General features: G+C 62.5%; 17 protein-coding genes. 7 read left to right on the top strand and 10 right to left on the bottom strand.

The window, feature by feature from the left end:
- Nucleotides 1-234 precede the first annotated feature (234 nt).
- The 6 genes from lptC (at nt 235) to ptsN (ending at nt 5,554) form a co-directional block, all read left to right on the top strand.
- Nucleotides 235-948, top strand: coding sequence for an LPS export ABC transporter periplasmic protein LptC (gene lptC, locus A3A9_RS0119125; protein WP_027060206.1), 714 nt, complete (start codon nt 235-237; stop codon nt 946-948).
- Nucleotides 935-1,534, top strand: coding sequence for an LptA/OstA family protein (locus tag A3A9_RS0119120; protein ID WP_027060205.1), 600 nt, complete (start codon nt 935-937; stop codon nt 1,532-1,534). Before lptC ends, A3A9_RS0119120 begins: the two co-directional genes overlap by 14 nt.
- On the top strand, nt 1,534-2,352 hold the full coding sequence (gene lptB, locus A3A9_RS0119115) for an LPS export ABC transporter ATP-binding protein (protein WP_027060204.1): 819 nt from the start codon (nt 1,534-1,536) through the stop codon (nt 2,350-2,352). Before A3A9_RS0119120 ends, lptB begins: the two co-directional genes overlap by 1 nt.
- Before the next feature lie 274 nt (nt 2,353-2,626).
- Entirely contained in the window at nt 2,627-4,159 is a 1,533-nt protein-coding gene (rpoN, locus tag A3A9_RS0119110; RefSeq protein WP_027060203.1) for an RNA polymerase factor sigma-54, read from the top strand.
- A 263-nt stretch (nt 4,160-4,422) separates the two neighbouring features.
- On the top strand, nt 4,423-5,007 hold the full coding sequence (gene hpf, locus A3A9_RS0119105; protein ID WP_027060202.1) for a ribosome hibernation-promoting factor, HPF/YfiA family: 585 nt from the start codon (nt 4,423-4,425) through the stop codon (nt 5,005-5,007).
- An 82-nt stretch (nt 5,008-5,089) separates the two neighbouring features.
- Nucleotides 5,090-5,554, top strand: coding sequence for a PTS IIA-like nitrogen regulatory protein PtsN (gene ptsN, locus A3A9_RS0119100; RefSeq protein ID WP_027031063.1), 465 nt, complete (start codon nt 5,090-5,092; stop codon nt 5,552-5,554).
- Between the two features lie 130 nt (nt 5,555-5,684).
- Here the strand turns inward: ptsN and A3A9_RS0119095 are convergent, their stop codons facing one another.
- Nucleotides 5,685-5,939, bottom strand: a complete 255-nt coding sequence (locus A3A9_RS0119095; RefSeq protein WP_027031062.1) for a DUF1150 family protein — start codon at nt 5,937-5,939, stop codon at nt 5,685-5,687.
- Nucleotides 5,940-6,003: 64 nt separating this feature from the next.
- On the bottom strand, nt 6,004-6,429 hold the full coding sequence (locus tag A3A9_RS0119090) for an Hsp20 family protein (RefSeq protein ID WP_027031061.1): 426 nt from the start codon (nt 6,427-6,429) through the stop codon (nt 6,004-6,006).
- 291 nt (nt 6,430-6,720) lie between these two features.
- Between A3A9_RS0119090 and A3A9_RS0119085 the strand changes: the two genes are divergently transcribed.
- Nucleotides 6,721-7,662: a nucleoside hydrolase gene (locus tag A3A9_RS0119085; RefSeq protein ID WP_027060201.1), complete on the top strand. Its 942-nt coding sequence runs from the start codon at nt 6,721-6,723 to the stop codon at nt 7,660-7,662.
- A 39-nt stretch (nt 7,663-7,701) separates the two neighbouring features.
- On the opposite strand, the gene A3A9_RS0119080 is transcribed toward A3A9_RS0119085, so the two are convergent.
- The 8 genes from A3A9_RS0119080 to A3A9_RS0119045 all read right to left on the bottom strand — a co-directional run bounded on the left by A3A9_RS0119080 (nt 7,702) and on the right by A3A9_RS0119045 (nt 13,848).
- The gene (locus A3A9_RS0119080) at nt 7,702-8,316 is read right to left on the bottom strand and encodes a LysE family translocator (RefSeq protein ID WP_027060200.1); all 615 of its coding nucleotides are present in this window, start codon (nt 8,314-8,316) and stop codon (nt 7,702-7,704) included.
- 107 nt (nt 8,317-8,423) lie between these two features.
- Nucleotides 8,424-9,872 carry an amidase gene (locus A3A9_RS0119075; protein WP_027060199.1) on the bottom strand — a complete coding sequence of 483 codons (1,449 nt, stop codon included), beginning with the start codon at nt 9,870-9,872 and terminating at the stop codon, nt 8,424-8,426.
- 1 nt (nt 9,873) lies between these two features.
- On the bottom strand, nt 9,874-10,779 hold the full coding sequence (locus tag A3A9_RS0119070; RefSeq protein ID WP_027060198.1) for a ribokinase: 906 nt from the start codon (nt 10,777-10,779) through the stop codon (nt 9,874-9,876).
- Nucleotides 10,780-10,923: 144 nt separating this feature from the next.
- On the bottom strand, nt 10,924-11,409 hold the full coding sequence (locus tag A3A9_RS0119065) for a hypothetical protein (protein WP_027060197.1): 486 nt from the start codon (nt 11,407-11,409) through the stop codon (nt 10,924-10,926).
- A complete protein-coding gene (locus A3A9_RS0119060) occupies nt 11,381-11,899 on the bottom strand; it encodes a hypothetical protein (RefSeq protein ID WP_027031055.1) in 519 nt (172 codons plus the stop codon). The genes A3A9_RS0119065 and A3A9_RS0119060 overlap by 29 nt, the downstream gene beginning before the upstream one ends.
- The gene (locus A3A9_RS0119055; protein WP_027060196.1) at nt 11,866-12,258 is read right to left on the bottom strand and encodes a hypothetical protein; all 393 of its coding nucleotides are present in this window, start codon (nt 12,256-12,258) and stop codon (nt 11,866-11,868) included. Before A3A9_RS0119055 ends, A3A9_RS0119060 begins: the two co-directional genes overlap by 34 nt.
- A 20-nt stretch (nt 12,259-12,278) precedes the next feature.
- The gene (locus tag A3A9_RS0119050) at nt 12,279-12,749 is read right to left on the bottom strand and encodes a hypothetical protein (RefSeq protein ID WP_027060195.1); all 471 of its coding nucleotides are present in this window, start codon (nt 12,747-12,749) and stop codon (nt 12,279-12,281) included.
- 220 nt (nt 12,750-12,969) lie between these two features.
- Nucleotides 12,970-13,848 carry a methylated-DNA--[protein]-cysteine S-methyltransferase gene (locus tag A3A9_RS0119045; protein WP_027060194.1) on the bottom strand — a complete coding sequence of 293 codons (879 nt, stop codon included), beginning with the start codon at nt 13,846-13,848 and terminating at the stop codon, nt 12,970-12,972.
- Nucleotides 13,849-13,977: the final 129 nt, after the last annotated feature.

Here is a 13,977-nt window from a genome sequence, read left to right as displayed (position 1 = left end):
ACTGGCCTGCGCAAGGGACGCAAGGTAAGTGGGATGAATGGGGTGACGAAAAACGACGCAGGCGCGTCCATTTCTGCTATGAAGTGCCGGCTGTTGTGCTGACCTCGTTTTCGTTTGTACAACGGCAGTTGTCACATTTTTGCGGTTTTCGTGGGCTTGTGCTTGCTTGAGGGCACCGGCCCCCCACCTATAAGCGGTGCTCGCTGGCGGGCAGGGGTTTAGAAGAAAGCAGTCATGTTAGCGCGACCGAATGAACCGACCAGCCCAGAAATGGAGTTGGCTCCCCCGGCGGATGGCCCGACGCGGAGCGATGCGTTCGACCGCGCCCAGCGTCATTCGCGCCGCGTGCGCGTGCTCAAATTCGCCGTGCCCCTGGCTGCGGCGCTCATTGCTGTCGCCTTCCCGGTCTATTCCTATCTGGCCGCACCCGTCGCGATAGCGGTGCAGACGGAAGGTACCGCCTTTACCAATGGCAAGCTGGTGATGGCCAACCCCAAGCTCAACGGTTTCACCAAGCAGAAGCAGCCCTATTCGATGACGGCCCTGCGGGCGATACAGGATGTCAACACGCAAGGCATCATCGAGCTCGAAGGCATAGACGCCAAGGTGCCGGTCGGGCCGGACAATGTTGCCGCGGTCAAAGCATCGCACGGTACTTACGATCGCGATGGCAATACGATGAAGTTGACCAGCGACGTCACGATCACCACGACCGACGGCATGCAAGCCAAGTTCAAATCGGTCTTCCTCGACATGGGCAAAGGCACTATGAAGACGGATGATCCCGTCGATGTCAGCCGTGGCGGGTCACAGATCACAGCGAATTCCATGTCGGTCCAGGACAATGGCAAGGTCCTGGTGTTCGAGAACAGGGTGCGCGTCAACATAGATCCCGCCGCTCTGAAGGCGGCCGAGGCAAAGGGCGAGGAAGCGAATGTGGCTCAATAGTTCAATACGGCTTGCGGCCGCGACTTCGGCACTGCTCCTGCTGGGGCTGGGACCGTCGCTGGCACAGTCCGGCGCCGAAAGCCTGTCCGGCCTGAAATTGACCGGCGACAAGCCCATCCAGATCGAGAGCGACAAGCTCGAGGTTCGGCAGGCTGACAATGTTGCCGTGTTCACCGGCAATGTCACCGTCGTGCAGGGGCCAACCCTGCTCAAGGCCGGCAAGATGATGGTTTACTACATCAAGGACCCCAAGGCTGCTGCCAAGGGCACCGAGGCGGCGGGTGCTGCGATGACCGGCTCCGCCAACATCGATCACCTCGAAGTCAGCGACAGGGTCTATATCAAGTCGGATGACCAGGTGGCGACCGGCGACAACGGCACTTTCGACATGAAGACGCAGGTTCTGGTCCTGTCGGGCAAAGAAGTGGTGCTGTCGCAGGGCCCCAACGTGCTCAAGGGCTGCAAGCTGACCGTGCAGATGAAGACCGGCCTCGCTAACGTCGATGGTTGCGGCGGTCGTGTCATCATGTCGATGACGCCGCCACCGAAAGCGGATACGCCGAAATCGGGAGCGACGAACCCCTGATGGCCAGCCTGTCGTCGCTGACGGCGCGTCTTCCGGGACGGGCCGCCAGCAAGATTTCGGCGCCGGCCACGGTGACCGTCGATGTGGGAAAATTCAAGGGCACCTTGATCGCCAAGGGCCTGACCAAGAGCTACAAGGGCCGCAAGGTCGTCAGCGGCGTCACCATTGGCGTGCGTGCCGGCGAGGCCGTCGGGCTGCTTGGCCCCAACGGCGCCGGCAAGACGACCTGTTTCTATATGGTCACTGGCCTTGTGCCGGTCGATGAAGGCACGATCGAGATCGACGGCTTCGACGTTACCTCGATGCCGATGTACCGCCGTGCCCGGCTCGGCATCGGTTATCTGCCACAGGAAGCCTCGATCTTTCGCGGCCTCAATGTCGAGCAGAATATCCGCGCCGTGCTCGAAGTGGTCGAAAAGGACCGCAAGGTGCGCGAGCGTAGCCTCGACGAACTGCTCGAGGAGTTTCACATCAGCCATCTGCGCAAGGCGCCATCCATGTCGCTCTCCGGCGGCGAGCGCCGGCGCCTGGAAATTGCGCGGGCACTGGCGACGCGCCCGGCCTATATGCTGCTTGACGAGCCCTTTGCCGGTATCGATCCGATCGCCGTCGCCGATATCCAGCAACTGGTGCGCCACCTGACGGCACGCGGTATCGGCGTCCTCATCACCGACCACAATGTGCGTGAGACGCTCGGTCTGATCGACCGTGCCTACATCATCCATGCCGGCCAGGTGCTGACCCATGGCCGCGCCGACGAAGTGGTGGCGAACCCGGATGTGCGGCGGCTTTACCTCGGCGAGGGTTTTACGCTCTAACTCTCTTTTCCTGCGCTTTTCCCGGGAAACCGTACATGCTTTCCTGGAATTGCCTTTGTCGTGCAGAATTGCCTTGGGCGTGAAATTTGTTTCCTGACGCGATTTTTCACGCGCTGTAACCCTTTTTTGTACGGTTTTACTCCGAGATAACGCTCCGGTAAGTGAGTTTTGCTAGCTATTGCCTTGACAGGCAAAAGCCGGGCCAGTTTCTATGGGCGGCTGCAAAATTTCTGTCCGCGTGCGGATGCGTAGACGAGGCGTTTGAAACCGAACCATGGCGTTGGCGGCAAAACTACAGCTCCGACAGTCGCAGTCGCTGGTGATGACGCCGCAGCTGATGCAGTCGATTCGGCTGCTGCAATTCACCCATGTCGAGCTAGAGCATTTCATCGACGAGGAGATCGAACGCAACCCGCTGTTGGAGCGCGCCGAGCCGCAAGATGATGCCGCCAGCGACCAGGCGCAGAAGGCCGAGGCGGAGCCGCAGGGGACCGCTGACGGCGACTGGTTCGAGAATGAGACTCAGTGGAGCGCTGAGGCGATCTCGGAGAAGCTCGATACGTCGCTGGAGAACCTGTTTCCCGACGATCCCGGCACCAGCGAACGGCTCGGACCCGACCTGACGGCGCAATGGAAATCGGCTTCCGGCAATGGCAGTGGCAGCGGCTCATCGTCCGAGGGGCTCGACGCCGGCGACATGGCGGCGGGCGCCATCACCTTGCGCGACCATGTCAGCGAGCAGGTTGCACTCGCCTTCGCCGATCCCGCGGCGCGGTTGATCGCAGGCGAACTCGCCGATGGCCTCGACGAGACCGGCTACGTCAGGGTCGATCTCGCCGAGATCGCCACCCGTCTGGGCGCAGACGCAGCGGCCGTTGCCAAGGTGCTGGCGGTGTGCCAGACCTTCGAGCCGGCCGGCCTGTTCGCCCGTGATCTGGCGGAATGCCTGTCGTTGCAGCTTGCCGTGCGCGACCGCCTCGATCCGGCGATGAAGGCCCTGGTCGCCAATCTCGAATTGCTGGCGCGGCGCGATTTCCAGGCGCTGAAACGGATCTGCGGCGTCGACGAGGAAGACCTGCTCGACATGCTGGCCGAGATCCGGGCACTCGATCCGCGTCCAGGCATGGCTTTTTCGGGCGGCGCCAGCGACGCCATCGTCGCCGACGTCGAGGTGCGTGCGGCCAATGACGGCAGCTGGACCGTCGAACTCAATGCCGAGACGCTGCCGCGCGTGCTGGTCGACCACATCTATTTCGCCCAGGTCTCGCCGCATGCGAAGAACCAGGCGGAAAAGGATTTCCTGGCCGAATGCCTGCAAAACGCCAACTGGCTGACGCGCAGCCTCGACCAGCGGGCAAAGACGATCCTCAAAGTGGCCTCGGAAATCGTGCGCCAGCAGGATGCCTTCCTGGTCCATGGCGTGCGCCAGCTGAAACCGCTCAACCTGCGCACGGTGGCGGATGCCATCGGCATGCACGAATCGACCGTCAGCCGGGTCACCGCCAACAAGTACATGCTGACACCGCGCGGCGTGTTCGAATTGCGCTATTTCTTCACCGCCTCGATTGCCGCATCGGGCGGCGGCGACGCGCATTCGTCGGAAGCGGTGCGTGACCGCATCAAACAGCTGATCGATGAGGAGAAGCCCGTCGATGTCCTTTCGGACGACGCGATCGTCGACATGTTGCGCGAAAGCGGCGTCGATATTGCCCGGCGCACGGTCGCCAAGTACCGGGAAGGCATGAATATTCCGTCTTCCGTACAGCGTCGGCGCGAAAAACGGGCGCTGGCCAGCGCCGGGCGTTAAGGCTACCGGGTTCTCCACAAGCGGGCTGTTCATTGACAAGCCGCGGTGAAGTGGCTAGAAGCCCGCCCGCATGAGACGGGCTGACGCCCGCAGCGGATGGTCCGTCACGACGATGGTTTCGGGACGGTCAAAAAGGCGGCTTGTGATCAACCGGAAAGTTCGGATTTAAATCGGCGTTAGTGGCGCCGCAAAGCTTGTGCGCACGGATCACGAGTATAAACTCGGGCGAGTTTGAAGCCTGAGCAAGGAAGGTCAGTTTTCAGATGAATTTGCGCATATCGGGAAAGCACATGGATATCGGCGATGCGTTCCGCACACGCATCAACGATCGTGTCGGCGAAGCGATCGGCAAATATTTCGATCGCGGCTTTGCGGGACACGTCACTGTCATCAAATCGGGTTCGCGCTATTCTGCGGATTGCATGATCCGGCTGGATTCCGGCGCTTCGCTGCAGGCCACCGGCGATGCCCAGGAGCCGACACTGGCCTTCGAGGCCGCGGCCGACCGGCTGGAGACCCGGCTCCGGCGCTACAAGCGCCGTCTCAAATCGCACAATTCGGGCAATGGCAGTGGCGAGTTGACCGACATCGCCTATACGGTGATGGCGCCGCTTGCCGATGACGACGAGGAGATCGCAGAGGACTACGCGCCCGCCATCGTCGCCGAATCAACCATGACTCTGAGGACCATGTCGGTGGCCTCGGCGGTCATCGAACTCGATACCAAGGACAGTCCGGTGTTCGTTTTCCGCAACGCCGGAACCGACCATCTCAATATCGTCTATCGCCGGCCCGACGGAAACATTGGCTGGATCGACCCGTCCACGACCAAGGTCGCACAAGCGTGACGACCGAGGTCGCGCAGGGATAAACGCCGGCCGCACGAGGGGTGGGGACTGGTGACGGCAGGCGAACAAGGGATTTTCAAGCATGGATCTGAGCGATCTTATCAGCGTTCCGGCGATTTTGCCGGCGTTGAAGGCGAACTCCAAGAAGCAGCTTCTGCAACTGCTGTCCGAACGGGCAGCGGCGATTTCGGGCATTCCGGAGAGGGAAGTGTTCGACACCATCCTGCAGCGTGAGCGGCTGGGCTCTACCGGCGTCGGCAACGGCATCGCCATTCCGCATGGCAAGCTCGCCGGCGTGAAGCGCATCGCCGGTGTTTTCGCCCGGCTGGAAACGCCGGTCGATTTCGAATCACTGGATGACCAGCCTGTCGATCTGGTGTTTCTGCTGCTGGCGCCGGAAGGCGCGGGCGCCGATCATCTCAAGGCGCTGTCGCGCATCGCACGCGTGCTGCGCGACGCCGACACTGTGGCCAAGGTCAGAGGGACTCGCGACGCCACGGCTATCCACGCGCTGTTGTCGGACACACAGGCCTCGCACGCCGCCTGAAGCCGGATTTTTGAATGAGATCGCCGAGGGCCGCCGTGAGCGGCCCTTTTCGTTTCGGCCACCGATCGCCGATCTTTCTTTTGACGCAATTCCGAACGGAAAACCGCTAAGCACTTTTCCTGGAATTGCTCTAGTGAATAGCGACGGTGGTCAGGTCGTTTTCCATGGCACCGGCCAGCGCGCGGTCACGCGCATCGGCCAGCAGGATCGGCTGGCCGTTGGCGGCAAACAGCGCCCACAGTTGCATACCGGGCGCGATTTCGCCGAGATTGGGGAAGCGGCCGAGCAGTTCGTCGCTCGAGACCTTGCGCAGATATGCGACCGAGCCCTCGCCGAGATGGGCGAATTCGCCATTGGTCATGGTGATGTTTTCAGTTCTGGTCATTTCAAGCCTCCTTGGCGCGAGGACGCCGCTCAAGGCCATCCCGCATGAGAGCTATCGGCAAAGATCAGTCTTTCACCGATATGTTTATTTTCCGTACCAGCCGTTCGGACTCAGGCCGATCGAGGTCGATCGACAAAAGACCGTTCTTCAGCTCCGCCGCGATCACCCGCATGCCGTCGGCCAGCACGAAACAGCGCTGGAACTGGCGTGCGGCGATGCCGCGATGAAGGAATTCGCGCTCGGTGTCGTCGGTCTGACGGCCGCGCACGACCAGCTGGTTTTCCTCCGTCGTCACATCGAGATCGCTTTCGGCGAAACCGGCGACGGCCAATGTGATGCGCAACCTTTCGGTCGTGCCGTCGGGGCCGCTGAGGCGTTCGATGTTGTAGGGAGGGTAGCTGTCACCGGATTTCGCCAGGCGTTCCAGGGTCTTTTCCATGGCGTCGAAGCCAAGCAGAAGCGGGCTGGAAAAAGGCGTCATTCGGCTCATGTTACACTGTCCTCTCAAGAGCGACATAAAGTGGAAAAACCCGGATGGCATTTTTCCCGATGGCCTTGATATGGTCCGCCCCGCGACCAAGTTCAAGCCACCAGAAGACCCGCCCAAAAAGACCCGGCCTGGACTCACAGGAATAACCCAAAAAGGATCAGGTCGTGGACTCACAGGAATAATCGAGATGGCGCTTGAAACGACGCTTGGATGCAGGGAGAAGCGCCAAGGTCGTCCTTCAGGCGTGCGATCGGCCCGGTGAGCTCACGGTCAGCCAAACAAGGAATTGAAATGCCCCAATCACGCAAGATCATCATCGACACCGACCCCGGCCAGGACGATGCCGTCGCCATCCTGCTGGCGCTTGGCAGCAGCGAGCTGGAGATCGTCGGCATCACCGCCGTTGCCGGCAACGTGCCGCTGAAGTTGACCCAGAACAATGCCCGCAAGATCTGCGAACTGGCCGGCCGGCCAGAGATCAAGGTCTATGCCGGCGCCATCCGCCCGCTGGCGCGCACGCTGGTCACCGCCGAGGAAGTGCACGGCAAGACCGGCCTCAACGGGCCGCAACTGCCCGAACCGACGATGAAGCTGCAGGAGCAATACGCCGTCGATTTCATCGTCGAGACGCTGATGAAGGACGAGAGCGGCACCATCACGCTCTGCCCGCTCGGGCCGCTGACCAACATTGCGCTGGCGCTGATCCGCGAGCCACGCATCGCGCCGCGCATCAAGGAAATCGTTTTGATGGGCGGTGGCTTCTTCGAGGGCGGCAACGTCACGCCCGCAGCCGAATTCAACATCTATGTCGATCCGCAGGCCGCCGACCTGGTGTTCAAGTCCGGCATCCCGATCGTGATGATGCCGCTCGACGTCACCCACAAGGCACTGACCACGACCAAGCGCATACAGGCCTTCCGCGCGCTGGGCACCAAGGTCGGCACCGCGACCGCCGAAATGCTGGAATTCTTCGAGCGCTACGACGAGGGCAAATACGGCACCGATGGCGGGCCGCTGCACGACCCCTGCGTCATCGCCTATCTGTTGAAGCCGGAGTTGTTCAAGGGTCGCAACTGCAACGTCAGCGTCGAGACCGCCTCGGAACTGACCATGGGCATGACCGTCGTCGACTGGTGGGGCGTGACCAAGCGGGAAAAGAACGCCATGGTGATGCGCGACATCGACCATGACGGGTTTTTCGCCCTGCTGGTGGAGAGGCTGGGGCGGCTTTAGAGGTCTTTTACCTTCTCCCCTTGTGGGAGAAGGGAGATGTTATTTCGACCTTGAAAACGCCAGCCACAGGCCGCCGCCGACCATGAAGCTGCCGCTGATCCTGGACAGGAGCTTGATGCGGCTGGCCGAGAGCATGCGACCGGCGCGGCCGGCGGCCAAGGCATAGGTCGAATCCGACATGGCGGCGAAGATCATGGCGGTCAGGCCCATGACGACGATCTGCAGCGAGTAGTTGCCTTGCGGCGAAATGAACTGCGGGAAGAAGGCGCCGAAGAAGATAAGCGTCTTGGGATTGCTCAGCGCCACCAGCAGGCCCTGCAGGAAAAAACCGCCGCGCGGCTTCCTGCCGGTGCCATCCGCATTCAGCGTGCCCTTGGAGCGGAACATCTGCACGCCCATCCAGATCAGGTAGGCGGCGCCGATCAGCCTGACCCATTCGAACCAGTGGCCCATGCCTGAGATCAGCGTGTTGAGGCCGATGCCGACGATGGCGATCATGATCGCAAGGCCGGCCTGGGTGCCGGCGACATTGGCGAGACCGGCGCGGACGCCATGGCGGATGCTGTTGGCGATGATCAGCGTTACCGTCGGGCCGGGCACCAGGATGATGACGATACAGGCAAGGACGTAGGCGGCGTAGAGTTCCAGCGACATGGCTTTTCCCTTGGAATGCCGCTGACGCGGCGCGACTGGGGACAATCAATGCATGACGACAGTTTCCGCGCAAGACATGCGCGAAGCGCTGCGTTGTTGCACCCGGGTCAGGCGCCAGTCTGCCAGGGCAGTGTCGTCTCGTAGGCCGCCGCCGCCTTCAGCACGGCAAGGTCGCCGCGCGGCCGTCCGATCAGCTGCATGCCCATCGGCCGGCCCTGGTCGTCGAAGCCGACGGGAACATTGACCGCCGGACAGCCGCCCAGCGTGGCGTAGGCGGAAACCTGCATCCAGCGGTGATAGCTGTCCATCGCCCGTCCGGCGACCTCGCGCGGCCAGTGGGTGCCGATTTCGAAGGGGAAGACCTGTGCGGTCGGCAGGGCGATGAGGTCGAAGCGGTCGAAGATCGACAGCAGCGTGGTGTGCCAGGAGGTGCGCACGACCGAGGCCGCGCGGATTTGCGGCGCGCTGAGCCGCATCGCATTCTCGACTTCCCAGATGGCTTCGGGCTTCAGCAGGCCGCGCCTGGCGGGATCGTCGTAGTGGATTTTGAGCGCGCAGCCGCTGCTGGCCTGGCGCAACGTCACGAAGGCCTGCCACAGCGCCTCGAAATCGAAATCCGGCAGCAAGGGTTCAGTTGTGAAGGATGCATCCGCGAAGCGGCCGAGTGCCGCCTCGCATAGCTCAAGGATGCCGGGTTCGATCGGCAAATGGCCGCCGAGGTCACTGAGCCAGGCGATGCGACCGCCGGCTGACGGCACTGCGAGCCCTTCGAGGAACGAGCCGGGTTTCTCATAGGACAAGGGCGCCTGCGGGTGGTAGCCCGACTGCACGTCGAGCAGCAGCGCCATGTCGGCGACGTTGCGGCCCATCGGCCCCTCGACGCCCATCTGCGCATGAAAGACCTCGAAGTCCGGCCCGCCAGGCACAAGCCCCTGCGACGGCCGGAAGCCGTAGACATTGTTCCAGGCCGCGGGATTGCGCAGCGAGCCGCCAAAGTCGCTGCCGTCGGCGACAGGCACCATGTCGAGCGCCAGCGCCACCGCAGCGCCGCCGCTCGATCCGCCGGCGGTTAGCGCGGGATCGAAAGCGTTCAGCGTCGGCCCGAAGACGTTGTTGTAGGTGTTGGATCCCAGCCCGAATTCGGGGACATTGGTCTTGCCGATGATGATGGCGCCGGCCTCGCGAATGCGCTCGACGAAGAAATCGTCTTCCTGCGGCACGAAATCGGCGAAGATCGGCGAGCCGAAGGAAGTCCTGAGGCCCGTGGTCGAGGCAAGGTCCTTGATGGCGATCGGCAGGCCGAAAAGTGTCCCGGTTTCGCCATCGGCTCGCCTGATATCGGCGGCATCTGCCTCGCGCAGGATGTCGCTGCGATCGCGCAACGAGACGATGGCGTTGACCAGCGGGTTGACCGCCTCGATGCGGTCGAGGAAGGCGGTCACCACCTCGCGTACGGAAAGCTTCTTGTGGCGGATCGCGTCGGCCAGTTCGACAGCGGACAGGCGGCAGATGTCGCCGGCCGGCGGCACGGCATGTTTGGTTTGGAGGCGCATCATTTCAGCGGGTTTCCTGCAAAGCCTGATCGACATCCCTGGCAAGCGGGATCGCCGGCTGGGCGCCAGGCTTCAGGCAGGCCAGCGAGCCGGCCGCGCCGGCACGCGCCAGTGCCTTGTCGAGCGCCAGGCCGGACGAGAGGCCGGCGGCGAAATAGCCACAGAAGGTGTCGCCGGCGCCGACCGTGTCGACGGGGGTGATCTTCATCGCCGGAACGGTGAGGAAATCGGTCGGTGTCGCCGCCATCACGCCGTCGCCGCCGAGCGTGACGACGATGGTACGGCCGGTTTTCCCGGCGAAGTCGCGCATGCGGGCCGCCCGGTCGCGGCCGTTCAGCTTCAGAGCCTCGCCATAGAGGTCGAACTCGGTCTCGTTGGCAACGGCATAGTCGGCCTTGCCGAGAAACGCGGCTGCTTGACCCTGGAAGGGTGCGGTGTTGAGCACGGTGACGGCGCCGACGGCTCTTGCCTGGTCGAGCGCGGCATCGACGGTCGCCAGCGGGATCTCATGCTGCAGCAGCACGACATCGCCCTTTTCCAGCAAGGCCTTGGAAAGATCGCCGGGCACCACGGAGCCATTGGCGCCGGGGACCACGGCGATGATGTTTTCGCCATCGTCGCCGACCATGATCAGCGCCGTGCCGGTCGAGGCAAAGGTTTCTCCCACGCCCGACAGGTCGACCTTGGCTTGGCGCATCAGTGCCAGCGCCTCGGCGGCGAAACTGTCCTTGCCGACCGCGCCGACCATGCGCACCGAGGCGCCGGCGCGCGCGGCAGCCAGCGCCTGGTTGGCACCCTTGCCGCCGGGCGCGGTGGCGAAACGGGAACCGCTGACCGTTTCGCCGGGGCTCGGTAAACGGTCGACATTGGCGATCAGATCGAGGTTGATCGAGCCGATAACGATAATCAAGCAAGGCCTCCTGCCAGCGCAAGTTCAAGATGTCCAGAGCGTTCGGGCGAACGCAGGTCGTTCCAATCGCGCGGGAAGCTAGCCTGTAAGGCCGCGGCTTGCCAGACCACGCGAATGGTCCAGCTTGATTTGTGGTATCCTGGCCTATTCGCAGCGCACCGTGACGATGCCCTGATAGTTGCCGGCGGGAAAGATGCCGCTCGACTTGGTGGCGGTGAGATCGACCTGCATGCTGTGGGTGCCGTTGACGACCCTTTGCGGCACGCTTCCGTTGGTGTCGACACCCGAGCCATCGAGACGGAAGACCGAGGCGAAGGTCACATTGGTGCCGCCGCCGCTCGGCGCGGACGAAAATGCGGCAGGTGCCGGCGCCGAAACAGAATAACAGTCCAGCAAATTAAGTATCGAGCACAGCAGCGAGTTTGCCACCACCGTGGCGCTGGCGCTCGATCCGCCTGCCTGTTTGGAGCCCAGTATGCCGATGGCGGGATTTGCGGTCATTGTTCCCGATGCCCCGACCATGATGGTGCAGGTGCCGATGATGGCCGCCTGCACCGGAAGGCTGAAGCCGGCGAGGGCTGCCATCGCAAGCAGCGCGCGGTTATTTCTTCTTCCTCTTTTTCTTGCCATCGCCATTTCCAGTCCTGAGGCTCCAGCCCTCGTTGGCCCATCCGGGTGATGCGGCCGCGGGAGCAGTTGTGGCAACGCTTGCCGTCGTGCCGCCGTCGACATTGACGCCCATCTTCAACAGTTTGAGCTCCATCTGCAGGCGCTGCACCTCAAGTTCATAGAGCCGGCTGCAGTCGAGACGCTTCGGCGTCCGGCCAATCGGGATCACCACCCGGCCATAGGTGGCGACGTCATTGTTCGACTGGTTGTTGCCCCTGATGACGCCGAGATCGAGATAGGCACCGCTTCCGGAAACCGCCGAGCGGCAGGTGGTGCCGTCGGCAGCGTGTACCTCGTCCTGGCCCTGGGGCAAGGTAACGCCGGGCAAATTGAAGCCGGTCTCGTTCTGGTTGAGGTTGTAGACATCCTGGGCCAGAGCCGGCGCGGCGCTTGCGGTGGCAACCGCGAGTGCCAGCGTCAGGACTTGCGATGTCCAAAGAACTTTCCGCATATCTGTGCCTTTATCTGGGTCTGCTGATTGGGAAAGGGGATGCTTTCGGTACAGATACGCACCTTGCGGTCGGGGGCGCCGTCAAAGGGCACGACCACAAGGACGGGGCGGGAAGCCTGCGAAGGCAACTGGAAGACGCTGGGAGAGATTTTGGCCTCTACTGGCTGAAAATCCTGGTCGTAGACGTGGACTTCGATCTTGATCTTCTGGTCGTAGGGATTGGCCGGAAAAACGCGGACCGCGAAGACGTCGGTGAAACTGTTGACCTCGCCTCGCATCGGCGACATCGACTGGGCCACGGCGGCAACAGGTATCAGGCCGACGGCCAGCGCCGTCGCCAAGGTTCCAAAAAATGTCAAGGATGCCTCCTTCCCGAGGGCTATTCGCAGCGCACCGTTACCGTTGCCTGATAGTTTCCGGAGGCGAAGCGGTTGCTGCCGCCCTTGGTGCCGGCGAGGTGGACCGAGACGAGATCGGCACCGGGGGCAGTCAGGCTGGTGGCCGAGCCTGTCTCCGCGATCGTGTGGGTACCGCTGGTCGAATAGGTTGGCGTCCAGGTGATGGCGGTGGTGTCGGCGGCTGGCACCGTGGTGGTGGTGACCGGGTCTACGCTCAGCGACACACCTCCGGTGGTGGTAAGCGTGACCGTCCCTGCTGAGCCGCCGCTGTTGTGCGAGCTCAGCGATTGGAGATCGGGGCTGACCGTCATCGTGCCGTTGGTGGCGACCACCAGTGTACAGGTCGCGGTGATCGTGCCATTGAAAATGACATTCTGCGTCGTGGCTAACGCCGCTTGATTCATACAGGCGACCAGCATGGCTGCACCGAAGGCAGTGCGAAACAAATTCATCGAGACCTCCTATTAAGCCGGATTGCCCGAATTAATATGGGTCATCATCGCTTTATCGTGGTTAATTTAGGGTAAACTAAAATAGTTAGTTGAAGTAGCTGTTACGCAACCGGTGGGTTGTCGCGGGTTGCAATAAATAAAAACGTCACAGAATTGCTATCAATACTTCTCATCTGTAAGGATATGTAGATTTATACGGCAACAATTGGAAAATCGATATTCACGACGCTACTTGCCCCGCCTCCCAACCCAGGATGGCCCGCTTGCGGGTCAGGCCCCAGTGATAGCCGGTGAGGTCGCCGGACTTGCCGATGGCGCGGTGACAAGGCACAACGAAGGAGAGCGGGTTGGCGCCATTGGCGGCACCGACGGCGCGGCTGGCGCTCGGCGCGCCGATGCTGGCGGCGATCGAGGAATAGGTGCGCGCCTTGCCCATCGGAATCTGCAGCAGCGCCTCCCAGACGCGAACCTGGAAGTCGGTGCCGATCATGACGACATGCAGCGGCTGGTCGGGGCGCCACAGCGTCTGGTCGAAGATACGCGCGGCATAAGGACCGGTCCCCGCCATGTCCTCGACATAGATGGCATTTGGCCAGCGGCTGGACATGTCGGCGAACGATGCACGTTCTTCACCGGGGTCGCTGAAGGCAAGACCGGCAAGCCCGCGGTCGGTGGCCATGATCAGGGCGGTGCCGAACGGCGAGGCATGGTAGCCGTAGCGGATGGTGAGGCCAGCGCCGCGCGTCTTGTAGTCGCCCGGCGACATCGCCTCATGGGTGACGAACAGGTCATGCAGCCGGCCGGGGCCGGACATGCCCAGTTCGAACGAGGTTTCGAGCAACGGCATACCGGAATCCAGCAGCCGGCGCGCATGGTCGAGCGTCACCGCCTGCAGGAAGGCTTTTGGTGACAGGCCGGCCCAGCGGGTGAAGAGTTTCTGCAGGCCGGTCGGCGTCTCGCCGACCTCCTCGGCCAGTTCCTCCAGCGATGGCTGGTCGCGATAATCGAGGCTGATCTTCTCGATGGCGCGGCGCACGATCTCGTAGTCGCTGCCTTGCGGCGTAATGTCCTTTTTGAGGACTGCTGTCTGTGTGCTCATCGAACTGTCTCCCTGGCCCGGAATATCGCCCCTTGGGGCGCAGGCCGCCACCCGAAAACTTGCCTTCTTGCGCCTGTGGCTGACGAACGAGCAAATTCCAGCGAGGATAAAAGGGCGGTGCGCACCCGT

Source organism: Mesorhizobium loti CJ3sym (genome assembly GCF_000472785.1).
In the GTDB taxonomy this organism is placed as follows: domain Bacteria; phylum Pseudomonadota; class Alphaproteobacteria; order Rhizobiales; family Rhizobiaceae; genus Mesorhizobium; species Mesorhizobium loti_E.
Note: the sequence above shows the minus strand (reverse complement) of the source record. Positions and strands in the feature narration are given on the sequence as shown.

Excerpts from the sequence above, each read along its gene's own strand:
- lptC (WP_027060206.1), top strand. The coding sequence starts at position 235 with ATGTTAGCGCGACCGAATGAACCGACCAGCCCAGAAATGGAGTTGGCT.
- A3A9_RS0119120 (WP_027060205.1), top strand. The coding sequence starts at position 935 with ATGTGGCTCAATAGTTCAATACGGCTTGCGGCCGCGACTTCGGCACTG.
- lptB (WP_027060204.1), top strand. The coding sequence starts at position 1,534 with ATGGCCAGCCTGTCGTCGCTGACGGCGCGTCTTCCGGGACGGGCCGCC.
- rpoN (WP_027060203.1), top strand. The coding sequence starts at position 2,627 with ATGGCGTTGGCGGCAAAACTACAGCTCCGACAGTCGCAGTCGCTGGTG.
- hpf (WP_027060202.1), top strand. The coding sequence starts at position 4,423 with ATGAATTTGCGCATATCGGGAAAGCACATGGATATCGGCGATGCGTTC.
- ptsN (WP_027031063.1), top strand. The coding sequence starts at position 5,090 with ATGGATCTGAGCGATCTTATCAGCGTTCCGGCGATTTTGCCGGCGTTG.
- A3A9_RS0119095 (WP_027031062.1), bottom strand. The coding sequence starts at position 5,939 with ATGACCAGAACTGAAAACATCACCATGACCAATGGCGAATTCGCCCAT.
- A3A9_RS0119090 (WP_027031061.1), bottom strand. The coding sequence starts at position 6,429 with ATGAGCCGAATGACGCCTTTTTCCAGCCCGCTTCTGCTTGGCTTCGAC.
- A3A9_RS0119085 (WP_027060201.1), top strand. The coding sequence starts at position 6,721 with ATGCCCCAATCACGCAAGATCATCATCGACACCGACCCCGGCCAGGAC.
- A3A9_RS0119080 (WP_027060200.1), bottom strand. The coding sequence starts at position 8,316 with ATGTCGCTGGAACTCTACGCCGCCTACGTCCTTGCCTGTATCGTCATC.
- A3A9_RS0119075 (WP_027060199.1), bottom strand. The coding sequence starts at position 9,872 with ATGATGCGCCTCCAAACCAAACATGCCGTGCCGCCGGCCGGCGACATC.
- A3A9_RS0119065 (WP_027060197.1), bottom strand. The coding sequence starts at position 11,409 with ATGGCAAGAAAAAGAGGAAGAAGAAATAACCGCGCGCTGCTTGCGATG.
- A3A9_RS0119060 (WP_027031055.1), bottom strand. The coding sequence starts at position 11,899 with ATGCGGAAAGTTCTTTGGACATCGCAAGTCCTGACGCTGGCACTCGCG.
- A3A9_RS0119050 (WP_027060195.1), bottom strand. The coding sequence starts at position 12,749 with ATGAATTTGTTTCGCACTGCCTTCGGTGCAGCCATGCTGGTCGCCTGT.
- A3A9_RS0119045 (WP_027060194.1), bottom strand. The coding sequence starts at position 13,848 with ATGAGCACACAGACAGCAGTCCTCAAAAAGGACATTACGCCGCAAGGC.